The organism is Micromonospora sp. NPDC047740 (assembly GCF_043204735.1).
Lineage (GTDB): Bacteria > Actinomycetota > Actinomycetes > Mycobacteriales > Micromonosporaceae > Micromonospora.
The window spans coordinates 45,329-67,221 of record NZ_JBIDCT010000006.1 but is presented as its reverse complement, the minus strand read 5'-3'; the positions used below and the strand labels follow the sequence as shown (position 1 = coordinate 67,221).

Below are 21,893 nucleotides of genomic sequence, written 5' to 3'. Positions count from 1 at the left end.
TAGGTTGCGACCGTGCCGGCCGCACGGTGACCGTGGCGGACGAGAGGAGCGAGGGATGTCGCAGCCCGGGCTAAGAGGTCGAGGTGTGCAACCCGACAAGCGCAGTTTCGCGGGTCGGGCCAGGCGATGGTCCGCGGCTGTCGTGACCGGCGTTGTGCTGGCCGCGTCCCTGACGTCGGTGGAGGTGACGCCGGCGCACGCGTCGTCGGGTGACTTCACCATCTTCAACGGTCACACGACCTCGCCGATCCTGATCGACCCGTCCTACGGCGGCGATCACGCCGATCGGGACTACACGCAGGTGCGCCGCGCCGTTCAGGACCTGCGGCAGGACGTCGCCATGGTGACCGGGGCGATCGATCCCGGTGAGGTGCAGAGCCTGTTTGTCGACGACGAGTCGGCCAAGGAAGCGCGGTTGGCGAAGGCCGACCAGAGCAAGCTGCCGGCCCTGCTGACCCACGCCGCGGGCCAGCAGAACGCGATCATCGTCGGCCAGATCGGCCAGAGCCGGCTGATCGACGAGATCGTCGCAGCCGGCAGGTTCGACGAGGCCGCCGGGATCAAGGGCAAGTGGGAGGCGTACGCGACCAAGACCATCAAGAACCCGATGCCCGGGGTCGACAACGCACTGGTGATCGCCGGCAGCGATGCCCGCGGGACGATCTACGGGATCTACTCGATCTCTGAGGAGATCGGCGTCTCACCGTGGTACTGGTACAGCGACGTGCCGGTCAAGCAGCGCGACGACATCGACGTTAAAGGCAAGACCCGGGTCGACGACGGGCCGGACGTCAAGTACCGCGGATTCTTCATTAACGATGAGGAACGCACCATCGCGTGGGCGAAGAGGAAGTTCCCCACCGGCAACGGCACGCCTGATGTCAACTTCTACCGGCACGTCTTCGAGCTGATGCTGCGGCTGAGGCTGAATACGCTGTGGCCGGCGATGCACCTGGCCTCAAGGGCGTTCAACGCGGTCACCGACACCGGGACGTACGACACGGGGACACCGATCAACGCTCGCGAGGCGGCAGCGTTCGGCGTGGTCGCGTCCTCGTCTCACGCCGAGCTGATGCTGCGCAACAACGAGGGCGAGTGGCGACAGTGGTACGACCGCAACAAGGACGCGCTCCACATCAAGGGCGCGGACGCCGTGGCGGCCTTCGACTACTCGATCAACAAGCCCGCGATCCTGGAGTACTGGCGCCAGCGGGTGGTCGCCAACGCCGACTTCGAGAACATTCTTGCCCTGGGTATCCGCGGCGTGCACGACAGCGATCCGGTGTTCACACCCGGTAACCAGTACGGGTTCAAGGACAAGGTCGAGATGGAGGCCGACGTCATTCGCGAGCAGCGCGAGCTGATCGCAGCGGTCTACGGCAGCGCCGACGCTGTGCCGCAGGTGTTCATCCCGTACAAGGAGATGAACGACCTCTACAACGCCGGGCTGAAAGACCACATCCCCGCCGACGTGACCCTGATGTGGGCCGAGGACAACCAGGGCTATCTGCGCCAGGTGCCCACGCGGACCGAAGCCGCCCGGTCCGGCGGGAACGGCGTCTACTACCACATCTCCTACTGGGGCGAGCCGAAGAGCTACCTGTGGCTGAACTCGACGCCGATGTCCCTGATGGTGCAGCAGCTGCGTCGGGCGTGGAACTCCGGTGCGGGGCGTTACTGGATCCTCAACGTCGGGGACATCAAGCCCGGCGAGATCAAGCTCGACCTGTTCGCCAAGCTCGCGTGGGACGTCGAGGGCTATGACGACACGAACATCGGGAGCAGGTTCCTCACCGAGCACGTGCAGCGAGACTTCCGGCTGAGGGGCAACAACGCCGCCGTGGTCGCCGACGCACTGAAAAGGTTCGACGCGCTCGAGAACACCAAGCGCGCCGAGTTCTGGGGGGAGATCAACTCCTCCAACGCGAACTCAGGAAGGATCCACGCCGGTCAGGTCTTCCCGTTCAGCGCCACCTCTGACGGGGATGAACTCCAGCGCTACATCAACGAGTCCAACGAGCTGGTGAGGATTCTTGAGGGCGTGTCCGCGAAGCTCGACCCGCGCTATCGCTCCGCGTTCTATCAGCAGGTGCTCCACCGGGTCCGGTCCTACCGCAACATGGCGGAGCAGATCGGCTTCTACTGGAAGAACCAGCTCGCTGCCGCCCAAGGCCGCTACGCCAGCGCGGGCAGCTACGAGCTGCTCTCGAAGCAGGCCCGTGAGCGCATCCTCGCCGACGAGGACTACTGGAACACGATCAGCGACGGCAAGTGGGACCACGCCATCGGCCACAGCCATCCCGAAGGTTTCCCGAACGAGGGCGCCGTCATGCTCACCAACGACCGGTATGCCCGGGTGGCCGCACCGACCGATGCGGTGGGCGCCGCCGCCGAGGGGAGCAAGGAGCCCGGGCACGGCACGCTGACGTTCAACTCGGCGGCACCCGACGACAAGCGGTTCTTCGACGTGTTCTCCCGGGACGACGTCGCCACGCCGCAGGAGTGGATCGCCGAGGCGGGCGCTGCGTGGATCACCCTTTCTCAGCGCTCGGGCACGACCGCGACAGAGCACCGAGTCACGGTGACGGTCGCCAAGGACCACCCGGCCACGACGGGAACGATCCGGGTCTTCAACGCCGTCGACGGCGCCAAGGCCGGCGACCCGGTCGCGACGTTCACGGTCGACGCGAAGCGGGCCGCCGTGGACCTGCGCCGGATCGCCGAGCCGGCGCACCTGGAGGCCAACGGATACGTGGCCCTCGAGGCCGAGCACTTCTCCGAGAACGTGCCCGGTGCCGACGGGAGCCGGTGGGCACCCCTTGAAGGCGTGGGCCAGCGCGGGGCATCGATGGGCAGCTTCCCGGAGATCGCGCCCCGGGTCGACTCCGCCTTCGAGACGACCGCCCGCCTGAGATACCGGGTCCACTTCACCTCCACCGGGAGGTTCACCGGGACCTTCTACCGAATTCCGACGCTGAACGAAGGCACCGAGGACAACGGCACGCCGCGCACCGCGCGCACGGCCGTCGGGCTCGACGACCAGGTCCCCAGCCTGCTGCGCGGCAACTCCGTCGCCGGTACGAGCACCAGCCCCTGGGGATTCAACATCATGCACGGGATCGAACCCCTGACCTTCACCGTCGAGGTGACCACGCCGGGCTGGCACGACCTCATGGTCTACCGCTCGGACACCGCGATCCTCTTCGACCGGATCATCATCGAGACTCGCGACGGCGCGGTCGGTGACGGCCTGGTCGGCCCGCCCGAGAGCCCGAACAACATCGCCGCACCCCAGACAGCGGCCGTGGCGGCACTTCCCGGCGTGATGCCGCAGCTTCGCCGGCTGCCTGCGATCGAGACGTCGGTGGGCCGGACGAGCAGGGTCGAGGGTGTGGCGGGCGTGGTGGCCGCGGAGTCGGACAACGAGACCGCGGTGTCGGTCGCGATCAAGGACGGCGCGGTGAGCATCACCGGACGCAGGGCCGGGCGAACCGAGGTCTCCATCACCGCCGGTGGCGGTGAGGCCTGGGTGCTGGCCGTCACGGTGCGGCGGGCGGACGGTGCGCCGGTCGGCCCGTACCTGGAGCAGGACGGCCTGGTCGTCCTTGATCCGGCGGACGCGCTGGAGAAGAGCGCTTCCGCTCGTGCGACCGACAGCAACAACGGGACGCACGGGTGGGCGTTGGCTCGGAACGGCCTGCAGGTCGTCCCCCCTGCCGATGCCAGCGCGAAGGCGCAGTGGCTGGCCACCTCCGCGGCCCAGGCCGAGGCGCTGTTCAAGGCCGGCCCGACGCAGAAGGTCAACGGAAGTTCCGCGGCAGGAGCACCCCCGCGGCTCGACTTCACCGTCGACATCCAGACCGGCGGCACCTACTACCTGTTCGTCAACTCGAGCCACCCCAACGCCGACGCCGACTCCTACCACCTGGTCGTCGACGGGCAGTGGCGGTACCAGTCGGGCAAGAGCGCACCGGAGACCGGGTTCGAGACCTGGTACGGCAGCACGAGCGCCACGGGTGCCGCGCTGGCGCTCAAGCCCGGCGAACACACGATCACGCTCGCGCCTCGCGAGGCCGGGATCGTGCTCAACCAGATCGCCCTGACCACGAACAGCACGCCGGGCTTCTCCGGGTTCCTCACACCCAGCGGCCGGGGCCACCGGCTGCCGGTGATCCAGGCATCGGTGGGCCGGACGAGCACGGTCCAGGGCGTGGCGGCCGCGGTGGCCGCGACATCGGACAACGAGACCGCCGTCACGGTCGCCGTACAGGACAGCGAGGCCAGGATCACCGGGCACAGGGCTGGAACGGCCAAGGTCTCCATCACCGACGGCCGTGGCGAGACCTGGGTGGTGCCTGTCACGGTGAGCAGAGGCGAAGATGCGCCGGCCGGTGCCTACCTGGAGCACGACGGCCTGGTCGTCATCGATCCGGCGGACGCGCTGGAGAAGAGCGCTTCCGCTCGTGCGACCGACAGCAACAACGGGACGCACGGGTGGGCGTTGGCTCGGAACGGCCTGCAGGTCGTCCCCCCTGCCGATGCCAGCGCGAAGGCGCAGTGGCTGGCCACCTCCGCGGCCCAGGCCGAGGCGCTGTTCAAGGCCGGCCCGACGCAGAAGGTCAACGGAAGTTCCGCGGCAGGAGCACCCCCGCGGCTCGACTTCACCGTCGACATCCAGACCGGCGGCACCTACTACCTGTTCGTCAACTCGAGCCACCCCAACGCCGACGCCGACTCCTACCACCTGGTCGTCGACGGGCAATGGCGATACCAGTCGAACAAGTCCGGGCCGGAAACCGGGTTCGAGACCTGGTACGGCAGCACGAGCGTCGCTGCGGCCGCATTGGCACTCAAGCCGGGCGAGCACACGATCACGCTGGCACCTCGTGAAGCCGGGCTGGTGCTCAACCAGATCGCCCTGACCACGAACGACACACCCAGCCTCACCGGCTTCCAGGCCCCCAGCGGCCGGAGAACGAGCGCTTCATGACGCTCTGACATCCGGCAGAGCGTCATTCGATCCTGACCCCGCTACCAACTGAGACGGCCGGACCTTCCAGGTCCGGCCGTCTCGTCATGTGCGGACGTCCCGCCTCAGCCCACGCCGCAGTTGTTGTTGCGCGCCGGCTGCGTCAGCTTCTCCTGGCTGCCGAACTTCGCGTAGACCCGCAGGTAGCACGGCAGATCGACGTCGCCGTAGTAGCTCGTGACCGCATTGTCGTAGTGAGTCGTGCCGCTCTGCGCGACCTGCCAGGTGCCGCTGTCGCCCGACTGGATCTCCCAGTAGACGTCGCCGGAGCAGCCCTCCAAGCCCTGCGCCCAGGAGATGATGTTGGCCCCGTTGTAGATCTCGGACTGCACCAGGGTGCAGGTCGTCGCCTGTGCCGGAGCGGCGCCGACGAACAGCCCGGCCGTCAGCAGTGCCCCCGCGCCGAGCGCTGACATCAGCTTGCGCATGGTCCCATACCTCCCAGGTGGACGGTGGATCTTTCATCGGAGGGTATCTGTTTCCGAAAACAAGCTTCAAGACCGAGCGGCAAATCCGGCGGAAACCTTCACACTGTGGTGTCGGTCCGTCCGTGCTCGCCGGCCCGTCAGTTCCAGCGGATCTGGATCTGTGACCGCCATTGGTCGACGACGTTGGATCGGCCCTGCGTGGCGATCTCGTCGGTCCGATTCCAGAGGCTCAGATACACCTGCATCGCGGTGCCGGAGAACACGACGTCCGGCCGCCGTCCTCGCCGGGAGTGGTCACGATCGGCCCGTCACTGATCCGTACCGTCCACGCATGACCGGTGTCGTCGGTCCTGACCAACACTCTGTACGGCTCGGCCGACTGCAGCCGACCCTTCCCTCGCGTGATGAAGCCGGACAGAAGTTGATTGATTCCGCCGGCAGCCAGCGTCGGATCGATGTCCACGTCCACCGCTCTCGGCCACCGCCCATGGACGGCCGAGATCGCGTCAACACTGTGGATGGTCGTCTCATGGGCCTGGCGCCGCGCCCAGAACCGGCGGGCGGAGCGTCCCTGGGGAACACCATCGCCGGGGCGTCGTCCGCCGTCGTGCATAAGGTGTCGACCAAGGCGACGAGTCCGTCGGAGTACCAGCGGACCAGATCGGCGGCGGTCCTGCCCTCGGCTTATGACGCGGACGTGTCGTGGCCGGTGTCGCCGCGCAGGTTAGCGCCGCCCACCGGTATCTGACATCGGGGCTGAGTGACCAATTAACTGGGTGACGTCCGAGGCGGCCAACCAAGGCCCCGGGACTCGAGGAGCGGATCGCCGGGGCGCTGAACTGCTCGGTCAGCCAGGTGCGCGCGGCACGCGGCCTGCTCTCGGACCGTCCTCCCTCGCCGGCCACCGCGATGTAGCAGGCCCGGGGCGAGCCGTGCCGCGGCCAGCCGGCTGGCTTGTGACAGCTGTGCCGAAGGTTGACGGCGGAGAGGGGAGGCCTCTCCGCCGTCGTCCGGGTGGGCTCGGTCAGGGGCAGTCGATCGGCGGGTAGGGCACCTGCCGCCGCTGGTAGGACGGCTGGCCGCTCGCGGCGGCGACCGAAGCATCCACGGTCACCTTCCCGGCGGGAAGCGATACCGACCCGGTGGGAAAGGTTTCGGAGACCCGCGTACCGGGTGGCACATCGCGGAACTCCTTGCGACCCCATGGAGTGGTGATGCGAACACCGGCTGCCAGCAGCTCCCGGTTCGTCACGTCGACCGCGACGGCGCCACCGGACGGAAGGCACACCGTACGCGCCTGTGTCGACAGGTCCACCTCGTCACCGCCGGGAGGCATGAGCCGCAGGGCGTGGAACAGGCTCGGATCCTTCGCTTCGGCGACACCCTTGCCCCAGGTGCTCCAGCCGCGGCGACCCGACCCGTCGTTGTCGTTGATCGCGATGGTGGCGGCCATGATGCGACTGGCCGGGTCGACCCCGAGCGCCGCCCACGTCGCTGCCAGCTCGTAGGTCGTCGTCTTCGTCTTCTCGTCCCGCTTCACCATGGTCGCGATGCCGTCCGTCCCGCCACTGACGGGTAGCCATCGGGTGAGGTCGACCGGTCCCGCGTCGGTCAGGGCGGTGCCGACCTCGCCGACGGGGCGGCCACTTTCGCCCGGCCAGCCGGGGGACGACCCGAGTTGGAGACTGTCGCCCTGCCAGATGGCCGCATCCCTCGCGGGCTGTGCCTGGACGTCGTCGACGATCTGGGCGGTGAGGTAGAGCCGGCTGTCGTCGTGTGTGATCCACAGGCTTCCGCTGAGGTCGTGCGGGCCCTTCCATCCGGTGATCACCTGTTCGTCCTTGCCCAGCGTCTGGGCCGGGAGCTTCTCCACGGCGCGGTCCACCACGCCGTCGATCTTCACCGGCTGGTACGGGACGTCCACCGCCACCGAACTCGCCGCCACGACGACGCCGCTCGCGGTATCGGTCGCCGGTCCGGAGACGGTCGCCGACCACGCACCGAAGGCGGTGAGCGGAACATCCTGTACGGCCGTGGCTCCGCCCGCCACCTGCGCATCGGCCAGCGCTGTTCCCCTCGAACCGCCGACAGTCCAGGTGACACCGTCGAGGCGTACCGCATGCGTGCTGCGATTGAGAACCTTGAGCCGCAGCACGTCCGTGCCGGCAGCGCTCAGCGAGTGCTCACCCGTCAGCTGCAATGCGGGAACGACCTGCGCGTCGGCGGTGAGGACGCCGATCGCGTGACCTCCCTCCCGTACGACCGCGGTCCAGGTGCGCTGTCCCACCTGAGCGGGCGCGAGCGCCGCCGCGACGTCCTGCGTCGCCCCGGCGGGCACGGTCGCCTGCGTGGTCAGGCCGTCGGAGACGAGCGAGAGGATGCGGGCCGCGGTCCCCGGGTTGGCGATGTGCCAGGTGGCATCCGGCGCGCTTCCACCGATGGCACCCGTGACGGCCAGCGAGAACGGCGAGGTGGTCGCCACCTGGCCCAGTGCGCCTTGCAGATAGATCGGCTCCGCACCCACGGAGACGTGCACCCGTCCGCCGGCGTCCGGCTCAAGGACAGTGGTGCCGCCGTAGAGGTTGGTGACCGTTACCGAGCCGGTCGCCTGGACGCTCCAGGTCTGCGGCGTCAGTGCCCACAGTGCCTGCATCCGCGTGTCAGCGGATTCGCCCGTACGCGGGCCGAACTCGACTCCGTAGCGGCCGGTGCCGAGTGACAGAACCGCGCGTACGGGGCGCTCCGCCGTCTGGCGAGTGAGCACGCCCTCGGCGGTGAACGCGGGCTTGGGGACGTACGCACCACGAGCGTCAACCTCGTTGCGGATCATCCCGAAGTTGTGTTCGGCATCGGCCGGGTTCGTGCCGTCGTCCTTGAAGTCGTAGACGGTGTAGCGCCCGATCCCGTCGCCGAGGCCCAGGAGTTGGGCGCGCGCGAGGTTGCGTGCCTGTACGCCGGGCGCTACGCCGGGTGGGTTCTGCGTCGTGTACCAGCCGTGCTCGGTGAACCAGATCGGCATGTCGGGGTGCCCCGCCGCGGCGAGCTTCTGCCGCAGGATCGCCACGTGGGTCCGGAACGCCTCCGGCTCGGCGGTGAAGTTGTACGGGTGGGTCGAGAACGCGTCGATGTGGTCGAGGCCGCCGGCGGCGATGAAGCCGTCGAGCCAGCCCTGCCAGTCGTTCATCGGCGCGAGGGCAGGCCCGGCCAGTGTCGCGTCCGGATGCGTCGCCTTCACCTTCGTGGCGGTCGCGGCGAGCAGCGCGACGTAGTTCTGCGGCGTCGCCCCCGCGGGCCCGGTCACGTCGCGGATGTTCCACTCGTTCCACACCTCGTACGCCGCGCGTGCGGTGCCGAAGTGATCGACGGAGGCCTGGGCGTATCCGGCGAAACCGGCTCGTCCCTCATCGGTCGCGGGCGCCTCGCCCTGGTGGTAGAGCGTGTTGCCGTAGTCGAGCACCTGCAGGAAGTCCACGCCGGTCGCGCGTAGCGCCGCATCGGCGTTCTCCACGCGCGAGGGGAAGGCGTAGGTGCCTTTGACCCGTTCGACCTCCGACCAGTACGCCTCGTCACGAGCGAAGCCGAGACCAGCCTTTCCGAGCAAGGGTGCGGAGGCCGTCGGCCACCTCCCACCGTAGTGCGTCGCGGCACCAACGCGCCGTTCCCGGAGCGTGGTCGCGGGCAGCACCGAGACGTCCGTGCCGCCGTTGACGGTGGTGCCGTCGGGCTGGACGGCGGCGATGTCAACCGTGTACCAGCCGGTCCCCAGGGTGCCGAGGGAGATGGTGTTCCCGAGCTGTGCCGGGGTGCCGGAGCCGGCGGCGACGACGGCCCCGTACGCGTCCCGCGCCGACCAGTTGAGCGACGTGGCGGCCGTGTCGACGCCGAACGAGACGGTGTCGCCGGTCGTGAAGGCGTTGCCGAGCGTGGTTGGCCTGATGGCGAGCGGGGGCGGCGGTCCCTGGGCGATGACGTCGTCGACGTCGAGCGTCACGGCGGGGCCAGGAGAGATGCGGAACGCGTCGATCAGCAGCGAGATCTGCGTCAGCGGCCCGTGCCACACGCCGTCATTGGCGCCGCCCCAGTGAACGTACTGAGCTCCGCCGGCGAAGGTGGTGACCGACAGCTTCTGCCACTGCGTGCCGGGCGAGAGCGCAAGGGTCTGCTGGTGCGCCTGCCCGGTGCTGTCGACAAGGCGCAGGACCAGGCCGGTCAGCTGGGCGCTGCGTACCGAGAGGTCGAGTCTTCGCAGGTCGAGCGAGGGGACGCCGCGCGCCATCTCGACCGTTCCGCTCGGCGCGTTCGCCTGGACACGGGCGGACGCGGTGCCACCCGCGGGGGCGTCGGTGGTGGTCGTGAGCGTCGCTGTGGCGCCGCTCGTCGTCACCGGGAACCACGGATCGGTGCCGTGTTCGAAGTCGCCGATCACGACGGGCCCGGTGTCGGCGGCGGCGGGCTGTGGGGCGGACAGCAGCGCCATGGCGGCAGCGAGGGAAGCCAGCAGCGTGAGCGCTCGGCGGGAGAGCGCCCTTTCGGAAAGCGGAGAGATCGTCCTGGGCATGAGCGCTCCTCGATGAGGCGTCGGATGATCGCGATCGGGGGACGGGGAGGCTTTGCGGTGCGAAATCGGTTTCGCAGTTCGGCATTTTTCGCTGGGCGGTCGGACTCTGTCAATGCCTTCGCGCCGGTATGCTCTCGGCATGCCGTCGAACCGCAACGTCCGGTTGAGCGACATCGCGGCGATCGCCGGAGTGTCGCTCTCCACCGCGTCCAAGGCCCTGAACGGGGGCGATCGGATCTCGGCGGAGACCCGGGCGCGCGTGCGTGAGGTCGCGGAGCGGCTCGATTTTCAGCCGAACGCGCTCGCGCGCTCCTTCGCGCTCGGGCGCAGCCGGACCATCGGGGTCCTGACCTACCGCGCGGCCAGTACCTTCGCAGGTCCGGTCCTCATCGGCGCGGTGCTGCAGCTCGGCGAGTTGCAGCAGGCGTCCCTCGTGTTCGACGAGGACCTGCTCGTGCCGCGTCAGATGACCAAGAGCATCCGGGCGCTCCAGGCGCGCCGCATCGACGGTCTTCTCGTCGTCGGGGACGGTCACGAACGCGTGTCGCCGTCGGTGACGCACCATTTCGGCGTACCCGTGACGTACGCGTTCGCGGCGTCGGACCAGCGCGAGGATGTCGTCTACCTGCCCGACAACGAGGGCGCGGGCCGCCTCGCGACGCGGCACCTGGTGGAGCGCGGTCGTACGCGTATCGCCCACATCACGGGCAGTCGGGACAGCATCGCCGTGCGCCTGCGTGAGCGCGGAATGCGTACGGAACTGGAGGCTGCCGGGCTGAAGCAGGCCGGTGAGACCCGGCACGGATCCTGGTCTCACGGATGGGGCGCCCAGGCGATGTCCGACCTGCTCGATTCCGGTGTCGAGATCGACGCCGTCTTCTGCGGCAACGACCATATCGGCCTGGGCGTGCTTGAGGTCTGCGCCGCGCGCGGCCTGCGGGTGTCCGCGGACATCGCCGTCGTCGGCGTCGACAACTGGGAAGGCATCGTCCTGGACCAGGGGATCCGCCGGCTCACCACCGTCGATCTGGAGCTGCAGCGGCTCGGCCGGCTCGCCGCCGCCGATGTCCTTTCTCCCGAGCGGGCGCCCGGCGAGCACCTCGTGGCGCCGACCCTCGTGCTCGGTCCTTCCTCCTGACGCACGGCCGGACAGCGCAGCGTTCCTGACCGCACGGCAGTCCTGACGGGACTGCCGTGCCTCGGCATGCGCCGCAGCGGTCCGTCGGCATCCGCGTATTGACATCCTTCGGGGCGTGTGCTTCTCTGCTGCGAAAGCAGTTTCGCAACATGTCTCCGACAGTGAGGATCACCGGCGTGCCTGAGCTCATCCGACCCACCCGAGTGTTGGTCACCGGTGCCGACGGGACCGTGGGCCGGCCGACGGTCGAGGCGCTCGTCGACCGCGGCATCGCCGTCACCGCGCTGTCCCGTACATGGTCCGCGCCGACCCCGGCGGACCGGGTCTTCACGGGCGACGCCGCCGATGAAGTCCTGGTGCGAGACGCGCTCGCGGACGTGGACGCGGTCGTTCATCTGGCGGCGACGGCGCACCCCGACCTCGACACGCCGCGGGCCGTGTTCGTCGGGAACACCTCCGCGACATTCACGGTCCTCGCGTGCGCCGGGGAGGCCGGCATCCGCCGGGCGGTCATCGCCAGCTCGATCAACGCCTTCGGGGTACCGATGAACCGGCACGATGTGATGCCGGCGTACTACCCGCTGGACGAGGCGTCGCCCGTGGCGCACGACGACGCGTACTCGCTGTCGAAGTGGGTCGACGAGCAGGTCGCCGCCTTCGCTTGCAGCCGTTGGGACATGACCGTCGTCGCGCTGCGCTTCCCGCTCGTCCGCGAACTCGCCGCGTTGCGGGACACGGTGCGGCGCATGATCGCGATTCCCGCGGAACGGGCGCGCCTCGCCCGGGAGGGGTGGGCGTACCTGGAGATGGCCGATGCCGTCGACGCGATCCTGCGCGGCCTCACCCAGCCGATCTCCGGGATGCACACGCTTCTGGTCGCCGCGGCGGACACCATCCTGAACGAGTCCACGGAGGACCTTCTCGATCGCTACGCCGCCCACGTCCAACGCAGGCAACGATTCGAGGGGCGTCGAGCGCCGATCGACACGTCCGCCGCGCGCCGCGTGCTCGGCTGGGCTCCCGTCGTCTCGCTCGCCGAGGGCGGGGCATCCGTCATGGAGGCATCTGCATGAGCACGCAGGACGCAACGTCCCCCTTCGCCCAGCCCTGGGAAGCACCCGACGACGTGCGCATCACCCGGGTCCGGGCGATCGCGACCGCACCGGAGGGCATCCCGCTGCTGGTCGTCAAGGTCGAGACGAGCGACGATGGCCTCTACGGGTTGGGCTGTGCCACCTTCACGCAGCGCTGGCGGGCGGTCGCGACCTACGTGGAGGAGCATCTCGCCCGGCTGGTCGTCGGCCGCTACCCGGGCGACATCGAAGACCTCGTACGCCTCGCCAGGTTCTCGTCCTACTGGCGTGAGGGCCCGGTCGGCAACAACGCGATCTCCGGGCTCGACCAGGCGTTGTGGGACATCGCGGGAAAACGGGCCGGACGGCCGGTGCACGAGCTTCTCGGCGGCAAGGTACGCGCGGCGGCCGACACCTACCTGCACGCCGCCGGCGCGACCGTCGAGGAGACCCTCGACCAGGCAGAACGTCTCCGGGAGGAGGGGTTACGGCACATCCGGCTGCAGACGGGCCAGCCGGGCGCCGGCCACTACGGTGCCCCGGCGGTGCCCCACGCCGCAACCGCCGACCACCAGTACCCGGGCGGTTGGAACGTCGAGGAGTACCTGCGGCTCACCCCCGAACTCTTCGCGGCAGCCCGCGCCCGGCTCGGCCCCGACATCGCTCTGCTGCACGACGTGCACTCGCGACTCTCGCCGAAACAGGCCGTCGCGCTCGCCCGCTCGCTCGAGCCGTACCGCCTGTTCTTTCTGGAAGACGTCATCGCGCCCGAGCATTGGGACCGCCTGCCCGAGGTACGGACGGCCTCACCCGTGCCCCTCGCGGTGGGCGAGCTGACCACGTCGCTGACGGACGCGGCACGCCTCGTGCTCGGCGGGGGCGTTGACTTCATCCGCTCCCACGTCTCCGGCATCGGTGGCCTCACCGCGGCACGCAAGATCGCCGCCGCTGCGGAACTCGTGGGGGTGCGCACGGCGTGGCACGCCCCCGGCGACACATCGCCCATCGGTGCGGCAGCCAACGTCGCGCTGGATGTGACCAGCCCGGCCTTCGGCATCCAGGAAGGCCACGTGTACACCCCCGCCGTGCACGAGGTCTTCCCCGGGACGCTGCGCATCGAGCGCGGCTGGCTGCGCCCCAACGAGGCACCGGGCTGGGGGATCGACCTCGACGAGGCCGCCGCCGCCCGGTTCCCCGCCGGGCTCTCCGCGCACGACGCGTGGGCCGCGCGGGTCCGCGGCCGGGACGGAGGACTCATCGCTCCCTGACCGGCAGCCCCGCCCACACTCAGTGATCCACCACCAACACCGTCCGAGGAGACTCATGAAAAGCACAAGAACCCGGCTTCTCGCGCCGGCAGCCCTCGCCGTCGCAGCGCTCGCCCTCGCCACCGGGTGCAGCGGGCCGAACAGCGACTCATCCGGGCCCGTGTCGATCACCGTCGCGGGCATGCCCACCAATCAGCAGCCGGAGGAGCTCAACAACTTCAACCGCGACATCGCCGACTTCACCAAGGCCAACCCCGACATCAAAGTCACCGGCGACGAGGCCACCTTCGACGTACGCACGTTTCAAGCACTTCTGGCCGGCGGCAAGCTCCCGACCGTCTTCTACGTCCCCTTCACCGAGATGCAGGGACTGATCGCTCGCAAGCAGATCGCGGATATCACCGGCACCATCCCCAAGGACTCCGCGATCGGCCGGATCAACCCGTCCATTCAGAAGATCGTCAAGGACTCCGGCGAGCACATTTACGGGGTGCCAGTTCAGGCGTACAGCATGGGTCTGCTCTACAACCGTGACCTGTTCAAGAAGGCGGGCCTCGACCCCGACAAGCCCCCGACGACGTGGGACGAGGTCCGCGCGGACGCCAAGGCGATCCAGTCGGCCACCGGCGTACAGGGCTTCGCGAGCATGACGAAGGACAACACCGGCGGCTGGGTGCTCACCACGATGAGCTACGCCAACGGCGGCACCATCGAGTCGGCGGACGGCAAGAACGCGACCGTCGACAACGACGCCACCCGCAGCGCGCTCGAGTTCTACCGCTCCCTGCGGTGGGAGGACAACACCTTCGGCTCGAACTTCCTGATCGGCTACAACGACGCCATGAAAGCGTTCGCTGGCGGCAAGATCGGCATGTTCGTGCAGGGCGCGGACGCGTACAAGACGCTCGTGTCGAACATGGGCATGAAGCCCGACGACTTCGGCCTCGCGCCGCTGCCGCAGGCGGCTCAGGGCCTGGGTACGCTCGGCGGCGGTACCGTCGCGATCATCAATCCGCGGGCCTCGGCCGCCGAGACCAAGGCCGCGATCAAGTGGGCGGAGTACCGGTACCTCCGCAAGTACGGCAGCCAGGAGGCGGCCGTCGCGGACGCAAAGGCCAAAGCGGCCGACAAACAGCCGGTGGGCGAACCGGCGCTTTCGCTCTTCGACCAGGCGACGACCGACAACTATCTCGCATGGGTGAAGGACTACGTCAACGTGCCGCGGCAGAACTACGCGGCGTACCTCACCTCCGCTCAGACGATGGCTCTGGTCCCCGAGCCGCCGACGAAGACGCAGGAAACGTACGGGACGCTTGACACTGTGGTCCAAGCAGTACTGACGCGCAAGGATGCCGACATCGACGCGCTGCTGAAGGACGCCCAGCGCAAGGTCCAGACGACCATCGACGCAGGCTGATCTCCGCTACCGGCTCCCCGTCCCGCCGCGGTCGCCGTGACGCGACGGGGAGTCCACCCGAACAGACGAGGTGATCTCGGTGACTGTCCAGGCACCGTCCCGGCCGGCGTCCCGCATGCAGCAGACCGTGGCGAACCGTCCTTCGCGGGGGCTCATGGGCTGGGTACGCCGTGGTGGGCTGTCCACGCTGGTGTTCTTCCTGCCGCTCTTACTGTCGTTCGGCCTCTTCTCGTGGTGGCCGATCCTGCGGTCGCTGCCCCTGAGCATGCAGCAGACCAATTTCCTGACGGCCGACTGGGTCGGCCTCGACAACTTCACGCGGGTCCTGGCCGACCCGCTGCTCCTGACGGCCGCGCTCAACACGCTGTGGTTCGCGCTGCTGGCCCTCGTGATCGGGTTCCCCGTGCCGGTGATCCTGGCGGTCTTCATCGCGGAGTTGCGTCGCACCCGGGGACTGGCCTCGGCGCTCGTGTACCTGCCCGTGATCTTCCCGCCCGTGGTCGCCGTCCTGCTGTGGAAGGCATTCTTCGACCCGAGCCCGACCGGCGTGCTCAACACCATCCTCGGGTGGGTGGGGCTGGGCCCGTTGTCGTGGCTCAACGACGGTGATCTCGCCATGACCTCGATCGTGCTGCAGGCCACCTGGGGGTCGTTCGGTACTGCGACAATCATCTATCTCGCCACGCTGATGGGCGTACAGACCGAGCTGTATGACGCCGCGGAAACAGACGGGGCGAGCGCCTTCCGGCGGTTCTGGCACGTCACTCTCCCGCAGATGCGCGGCGTGCTGCTCGTGATGATGCTGCTGCAGTTGATCGGCACCTTCCAGGTCTTCACCGAGCCTTACATCATGACCAATGGCGGTCCCGAGAACCGCACCGTCACGATCCTCATGCTGATCTACCGGTACGCGTTCGTATCCGGGGACTACGGGCGCGCGACGGCCTTGAGCCTACTGCTCGCGATCGCCCTGTCCGGCCTTTCCTGGATCTACCTCCGGGCGACCAAGCACTGGAGCAGCTCATGACCGCCGACGCCGAACGCAGCCTCCTGTCCCGTATCGATCGGCGCCGACCCGGCGTACGGATCGCCCTCGTCGCCGTCCGAGTGCTGCTGTTCGCCGCTCTCACCGTCTTGTGCCTGGGACCGCTGTTCTGGCTGTTCAAGGCCGCGACATCGACCACGACCGAGACGCTCTCCGCGCCGTTCTCGCTCTGGCCGAGCGGGGTCCACTGGAACACCTTCGCCGAGGTGTGGACAAAGGTCGACTTCGCGCGCTACTTCGTCAACACGCTCTGGCTCATGGCGGGGTCGCTGTTCTTCGGGCTCCTCGTCGCCACGACCGGTGGCTACGGGCTCGCCATTCTGAAGCCAAGGTACGCGAAGGCCGTGTTCGCAGCGATCCTCGCGACGCTGTTCATCCCCGGCGTCATCTCGCTCGTCTCGCTCTACCTGACGGTGATGGACATGCCGCTCGTGCGCGTCAACCTGATCGGAACCCTGTGGGCGGTGTGGCTGCCCGCCTCGGCCAACGCGGTCAACGTGCTGCTCATGCAACGGTTCTTCGCGGCCATTCCCGCCGACCTGTTCGAGGCGGCCCGAATCGACGGCGCGGGTCCCTTCCGGGTCTTCGTCTCGCTCGTGCTGCCGATGTCACGGCCGATCCTGGGCGTGGTGAGCCTGCTGACGCTCGTCGGGGCATACAAGGAATTCCTGTGGCCACTGCTGGTGCTGCCGAATCCGCAGGACCAGCCGATTTCGGTCGCGCTGCCGCGGCTGGAGAGTTCCGCCGACTTCGCGCAATTCATGGGCGCCCTGTTCATCTCCGTGATCATCCCGGTGGTGCTCTTCCTCGTGTTCCAGCGGCAGTTCCTGCGGGCGGCCGGCAACTCGGGAGCCCTGAAAGGTTGACATCCTCCTCTCCCTAACAGGAGGGGATTCTCCGGGCCGCCCCAAAGGTTTCCGCTGCAGTGCCGGCCGCCCTCGTCCGCCGAATGCCTGATCTCGGAAGGAACCCCATGCCTCGATTCGACCTCCCCCTCGACGAACTCCGCGCTTACCGGCCCGAGGTCCGCGAACCGGCGGACTTCGACGACTTCTGGACGCGTACGCTCGCCGAGGCGCGCGCCGCGGGCGACAAACCGTCGTTCACGCCGGTCGAGTCGCCCCTGGCGGCATGCCAGGTCTTCGACGTGCGGTTCTCCGGGTACGCGGGCGAACCGGTCGCAGGGTGGCTGCTCGTTCCGGCCAATGCCGAGGCGCCGCTGCCCACCGTCGTGCAATACCTGGGTTACGGTGCGGGTCGCGGCCTGCCGCACGAGTGGCTTCCCTGGGTTGCCGCCGGATACGCGTTCCTGGTCATGGACACGCGCGGGCAGGGGGCGCAGTGGGGCGTCGGCGGCCTCACGCCCGATCCGCACGGCAGCGGCCCTGCCGCCAGTGGCGTCATGACCCGCGGCATCGACAGCCCCGAGACCTACTACTACCGCCGGGTGTTCACCGATGCCGTATGCGCGATCGACGCTGTTCGGGAGCACCCGCTCATCGACGCCGCTCGCGTGTCGGTCTGCGGAGGCAGCCAGGGCGGCGGCATCGCGTTGGCCGCCGCCGGGCTGGCCGGCGGTCTCGTCGCCTCCCTGCCGGACGTCCCGTTGCTGTGTCACTTCGAGCGGGCGGTGGGCCTCACCGAGCGTGACCCGTACCAGGAGATCGTCCGATACCTCGCGGTGCAACGAGGCATGACAGAGCGGGTCTTCACGACTCTGTCGTACTTCGACGGGGTGTCCTTTGCGTCTCGCGCGTCCGCGGCGGCGCTCTTTTCGGTCGGTCTGATGGACCAGACCTGCCCTCCGTCCACGGTGTTCGCCGCGTTCAACGCGTACGCGGGGGAGAAGACGATCACGGTCCACTCCTACAACGGTCACGAAGGTGGTGCCGCAGGTCAGTGGACGCTCCAGGCGTCGTTCCTCGCGGATCGGCTGGGCCGGTGAGCACCTCAGTCCGCTACGGCGTCAACTACCTGCCCAGCCGCGACTGGTGGTACGCGTGGGTCGACTGGAACGACGCTGCCATCGCGCGTGATCTCGACGTCATCGCCGGACTCGGCTTCGACCACGTGCGCATCCAGTGCTTGTGGCCCTTGTTCCAGCCGAACCCGGCGTACGTCTCCTCGGCCATGCTCAACCGGCTCGTACGCCTGCTCGACCTCGCCGAAGCGCGCGGCCTGGCAGTCTGCCCGACAGTGCTCGACGGCTGGTTGAGCGGCTTCGACTTCCGTCCCACCTGGCTGCGGGATGCCAATCCCTTCACCGAGCCAGACGCGATGGACGCCGCCGCGCTGTTGGTGACCGCAGCCGCCAGGGCCGTCTCTGCGCACCCGGCCCTGTGGTGTCTCGACATCGCGAACGAGCCGAACGTGCTCATGCGACAATCCGGCCTCGGACCAGGCGCCTGCGATGCCTGGGCACGCCGCATGGTCACGGCCGCGCGCGCCGGGGCACCGGGCGTACCGGTGACCGTTGGTGTCGATCACGAACCCTGGATGACCGGCGACTGCGCGCTCACCGCAGACGCGGTGGTGGACATCTCGGACCTGGTCGCCATCCACGCCTGGCCGTACTTCACCGGGGCGCTCGCGCGGTTCGGTGACCAGGAGCGCGGCGCGTGGGCAATCCCCGACTATCTCGCCCAGGTCGCGTTGGCGACCCTCGGCGGACGGCGGAAGCCGCTGTGGGTGCAGGAGGTCGGCGTGTCCGACCTCTGGCTCGACCGGACGACGGTGCCGGACTTCGCCGAACGGATGCTGCGGCGGACCGCCGCGATCCCGGAGGTCACCGCCGTGACGTGGTGGGCGTCGCACGACATCGATCGCCGATTCCGCGGCTTCGACGAGCTCGAATACGGACTCGGTCTCATCGACACGAACAACTGTGTGAAGCCGGTCGGGGCGCGGGTCCGCGACGTGATCGCTGAGCTGCGGGCTCACCGCACGCCACCCGAGCTCGCCGTACCTGGCATTCCGCTGCCGGCGGGAACTGTTCCGGACCTGGATTTCGCGTCGGAATGGTTCGCCCAGCTGGGAACCGACGCCGGCCCACGGATCGTACGCGAGGACGCCCGATGAGGGCGCCAGCTCCTCGGTGCCCGACGCGCCAGTGGAGCCCGACCCCGGCCGACCGGCCCATGAACCCGAGACGCGAAAGGGGAACGACTGCGTGAGTACGCAGCTGCAGACGGATGTTCTGGTGGTCGGCGGGGGAGTCGGCGGCGTCGCCGCCACGCTGGCCACCGCCAAGCTCGGCCGCAAGGTGATACTCGCCGAGACCACCGAGTGGCTCGGCGGCCAGCTCACCAGCCAGGCGGTGCCACCGGACGAGAACGCCTGGATCGAGACCCAGCTCGCCGCCGTCAGTTACGCCGACTTCCGGCAGCGCATCCGCCGTCACTACCGGGACAACTACCCGCTGACGCCGCGGGCCGCCGCCGACCCGCTGCTCAACCCGGGGCTGGGTCACGTCAGCCGGCTGTGCCATGAACCCCGCTCGGCCCTGGCCGTCATCGATCAGCTGCTGGCACCGTGGCAGTCCGCCGGTCGCGTGACGGTCCTGCTGCAGCACGAACCGGTCGCGGCCGACACCACCGGGGAGCAGATCACCGCGGTCACCCTGCGCCGCCCCGACGGCAGCGACATCACCGTCACCGCCGACTACATCCTCGACGCCACCGAACTCGGCGACCTGCTGCCATTGGCCGGAGTCGAGCACGTCATCGGCGCCGAAGGCCAGGACACCACCGGCGAACCCCACGCGCTGCCGGTCGCCGACCCGCTCAACCAGCAGGCGATCTCTTGGTGCTTCGCCCTCGAACACCGGCCCGGCGAGGACCACACCATCGACCGCCCGGCAGGCTACGACTTCTGGCGTACCACGGTCGCCCCGTTCTGGCCCGGCCCGCAGCTGTCCTGGATCGACGTCGAACCGATCACCCTCAGTACGCGCAACCGGCCCATCTTCCGCGATGACCCCGCCAGCGGGCCCGCCGACGACCTGTGGCACTACCGGCGGATCCTGGCCGCCCGCCAATTCACCGGCACCACCTTCGCCGACGTCACCCTGGTCAACTGGCCGCAGATCGACTACTGGCAGGCCCCGCTGCTCGGCGTCGACGACGCCACCAGGGCCGCCGCGCTCCACGGCGCCCGCGACCTATCGCTGTCGTTCCTGTACTGGATGCAGACCGAGGCACCGCATCCGGACGGCGACGGCACCGGATACCCCGGGCTACGGCTGCGGGGCGACGTCACCGGAACCAGCGACGGACTAGCCATCGCCCCCTACATCCGCGAATCACGCCGCATCCAGGCCGAGTTCACCGTCCTGGAGCAGCACGTCGGCGTCGACGCCCGCCCACCCGGAGCCGGCAGCCAGGTCTTCTCCGACAGCGTCGGCATCGGCCACTACCGCATCGACCTGCACCCCAGCACCGCCGGGCGCACCTACGTCGACATCGAGTCGTACCCGTTCCAGATCCCGCTCGGCGCCCTCATCCCGATCCGGGTCGACAACCTGCTCGCCGCCGGCAAGAACATCGGTACCACCCACATCACCAACGGCTGCTACCGGCTGCACCCGGTCGAATGGAGCATCGGCGAGGCCGCCGGCGCCATGGCGGCCTACTGCCTCGACCGAGGCGTGCCACCCCGCAAGGTCCGCATCGACCACACCCACCTGGCCGACTACCAGCGGCTGCTCACCGACACCCTCGGCGTCACTCTCGCCTGGCCAGACGAGATCCGCAAACACCGAACACCGTGAATCCGCCCGGGAAGAGAAGGAACATCACATCGCGTCCACCTGAGACGGCCTGCGGGGCACGTGAGACCCGTACCGGCGACGAGGTGGCGCCGCCGCAGACGCCGACCCCGCGTACCCGGCCTTCGTCGCCCGGTCCAACCCGCAGGTCGCCATGATGCTCGCCGGCCGAGCGGCGAAAGGGCGCCCGAGTGCGGCTGTGTTTCGGTGATCCTCATGGCCCGGCTGCGACACTGTCCGCGCATCCGGCGAATGAGGATCTGAGGGCCTATGCGGCGGGCCATGCGATGACCTGGCCGCGCTCGACGAGTCGGGATTGGAGTTGGGCAACGTCGATGTCCTGCACGTCGGTGTGTTCGCGCAGGGACTGCACCGCGGCAACCGCTGCGGATTCAGCCAGGACGCAGAACACCGGTTCCATCCGGGTGGCCGCGTAGCCGATATGAGTGGCAGACAGGCAGACCGGGACCAGCAGGTTTCCGCAGTCGGACTGCCACGGGGGGACCGCCCGGTAGGGAACCGGTAGGGAATCGGATACGGCTCGCCGGTGCCCATGTGGCCGTCGAGAAACATGTCGCCCTCGGTCGCCACACCGAGTTGCCCGGTCGCCGGATCGCGATGCGGTATCCGCCGTACCGGGTAGACGTCCACGCCGAACAGGGCGAGGCCGATGCTGTCGCTGGGATCCGCCTGGTTGACAACGTCTGCGTATGTGACGGTGTAGATCCCGTCGAGCCGCCGCGACACCAGCACGTAAAGCTGCGGTGGTCAATCCCACCGGCCATGTCCGGCGCGTGCTGTCGATGACCGGGGTACTGCCGTTGCTCACCGAGCCCGACTCCGACGATTAGCGCCGGTGCACCCGCTTTCTGTTGGACCGCCGTACAGGGTCGCCCTTGTGGGGCCGGTTGATGTCTCCGTCACCGGGCCGCTGGGCAGGGTGGGGACGGCGTCGGATCCGTCGCTGAGGTCCGCGTAGAGGAGGTTGTGCACACGCCCCGGTTGGCCATCGGTGGCGGATGCGGTCATGACCTTGTTGAGCTGGACGCGGATATCGTCATTCCGGTCGGAGCAGCCGGCGGAGATCGTATGTCGTCTGTTCGTGGGATGGGTCGGGTGGACTTTTGGCTGATGGCGAGTAAGGTCAACTAGCTGTCCGCACCTGTGCGTTC

At 68.8% G+C, this 21,893-nt stretch carries 13 protein-coding genes and 2 pseudogenes; 11 read left to right on the top strand and 4 right to left on the bottom strand.

Going from position 1 to position 21,893, the window contains the following annotated elements; translation table 11 throughout:
* The first annotated feature begins 142 nt into the window (after positions 1-142).
* Entirely contained in the window at positions 143-4,990 is a 4,848-nt protein-coding gene (locus tag ACGF4F_RS13095; RefSeq protein ID WP_393077259.1) for a glycosyl hydrolase 115 family protein, read from the top strand.
* A gap of 104 nt (positions 4,991-5,094) precedes the next feature.
* Here ACGF4F_RS13095 and ACGF4F_RS13090 read toward each other — a convergent pair whose 3' ends face one another.
* Positions 5,095-5,457: a hypothetical protein gene (locus ACGF4F_RS13090; protein ID WP_393077256.1), complete on the bottom strand. Its 363-nt coding sequence runs from the start codon at positions 5,455-5,457 to the stop codon at positions 5,095-5,097.
* A gap of 331 nt (positions 5,458-5,788) precedes the next feature.
* On the opposite strand from ACGF4F_RS13090, the gene ACGF4F_RS13085 reads away from it, so the two are divergent.
* Positions 5,789-6,205 (top strand): hypothetical protein, encoded by a 417-nt coding sequence (locus ACGF4F_RS13085; RefSeq protein ID WP_393077253.1) that lies wholly within the window; start codon positions 5,789-5,791, stop codon positions 6,203-6,205.
* A gap of 276 nt (positions 6,206-6,481) precedes the next feature.
* On the opposite strand, the gene ACGF4F_RS13080 is transcribed toward ACGF4F_RS13085, so the two are convergent.
* Complete coding sequence (locus tag ACGF4F_RS13080) at positions 6,482-10,189, bottom strand: hypothetical protein (protein WP_393077250.1); 3,708 nt, start codon at positions 10,187-10,189, stop codon at positions 6,482-6,484.
* Here ACGF4F_RS13080 and ACGF4F_RS13075 point away from each other — a divergent pair.
* The 9 genes from ACGF4F_RS13075 (at position 10,155) to ACGF4F_RS13035 (ending at position 20,724) form a co-directional block, all read left to right on the top strand.
* Entirely contained in the window at positions 10,155-11,153 is a 999-nt protein-coding gene (locus tag ACGF4F_RS13075) for a LacI family DNA-binding transcriptional regulator (RefSeq protein WP_357443561.1), read from the top strand. The genes ACGF4F_RS13080 and ACGF4F_RS13075 overlap by 35 nt on opposite strands.
* Positions 11,154-11,329: 176 nt before the next feature.
* Positions 11,330-12,226 (top strand): NAD(P)-dependent oxidoreductase, encoded by an 897-nt coding sequence (locus ACGF4F_RS13070; protein ID WP_357443559.1) that lies wholly within the window; start codon positions 11,330-11,332, stop codon positions 12,224-12,226.
* Positions 12,223-13,494 (top strand): enolase C-terminal domain-like protein, encoded by a 1,272-nt coding sequence (locus tag ACGF4F_RS13065; protein WP_357443556.1) that lies wholly within the window; start codon positions 12,223-12,225, stop codon positions 13,492-13,494. The genes ACGF4F_RS13070 and ACGF4F_RS13065 overlap by 4 nt, the downstream gene beginning before the upstream one ends.
* Before the next feature lie 160 nt (positions 13,495-13,654).
* Positions 13,655-14,911: an extracellular solute-binding protein gene (locus tag ACGF4F_RS13060; RefSeq protein WP_357443554.1), complete on the top strand. Its 1,257-nt coding sequence runs from the start codon at positions 13,655-13,657 to the stop codon at positions 14,909-14,911.
* A gap of 115 nt (positions 14,912-15,026) precedes the next feature.
* Positions 15,027-15,938, top strand: a complete 912-nt coding sequence (locus tag ACGF4F_RS13055; RefSeq protein WP_357443552.1) for a sugar ABC transporter permease — start codon at positions 15,027-15,029, stop codon at positions 15,936-15,938.
* The gene (locus ACGF4F_RS13050) at positions 15,935-16,822 is read left to right on the top strand and encodes a carbohydrate ABC transporter permease (RefSeq protein ID WP_357443550.1); all 888 of its coding nucleotides are present in this window, start codon (positions 15,935-15,937) and stop codon (positions 16,820-16,822) included. The genes ACGF4F_RS13055 and ACGF4F_RS13050 overlap by 4 nt, the downstream gene beginning before the upstream one ends.
* Before the next feature lie 107 nt (positions 16,823-16,929).
* Positions 16,930-17,901, top strand: coding sequence for an acetylxylan esterase (locus ACGF4F_RS13045; protein WP_393077243.1), 972 nt, complete (start codon positions 16,930-16,932; stop codon positions 17,899-17,901).
* A complete protein-coding gene (locus ACGF4F_RS13040; protein WP_393077240.1) occupies positions 17,898-19,034 on the top strand; it encodes a cellulase family glycosylhydrolase in 1,137 nt (378 codons plus the stop codon). Before ACGF4F_RS13045 ends, ACGF4F_RS13040 begins: the two co-directional genes overlap by 4 nt.
* Positions 19,035-19,125: 91 nt before the next feature.
* Entirely contained in the window at positions 19,126-20,724 is a 1,599-nt protein-coding gene (locus tag ACGF4F_RS13035) for an FAD-dependent oxidoreductase (protein WP_393077237.1), read from the top strand.
* Positions 20,725-20,989: 265 nt separating this feature from the next.
* Here ACGF4F_RS13035 and ACGF4F_RS13030 read toward each other — a convergent pair.
* Together ACGF4F_RS13030 and ACGF4F_RS13025 are read right to left on the bottom strand one after the other, a co-directional pair.
* Positions 20,990-21,244, bottom strand: a pseudogene (locus ACGF4F_RS13030) (FAD-dependent oxidoreductase); the annotation flags it as partial.
* Between the two features lie 35 nt (positions 21,245-21,279).
* A pseudogene (locus ACGF4F_RS13025) lies at positions 21,280-21,477 on the bottom strand (hypothetical protein); the annotation flags it as partial.
* Positions 21,478-21,893: the final 416 nt, after the last annotated feature.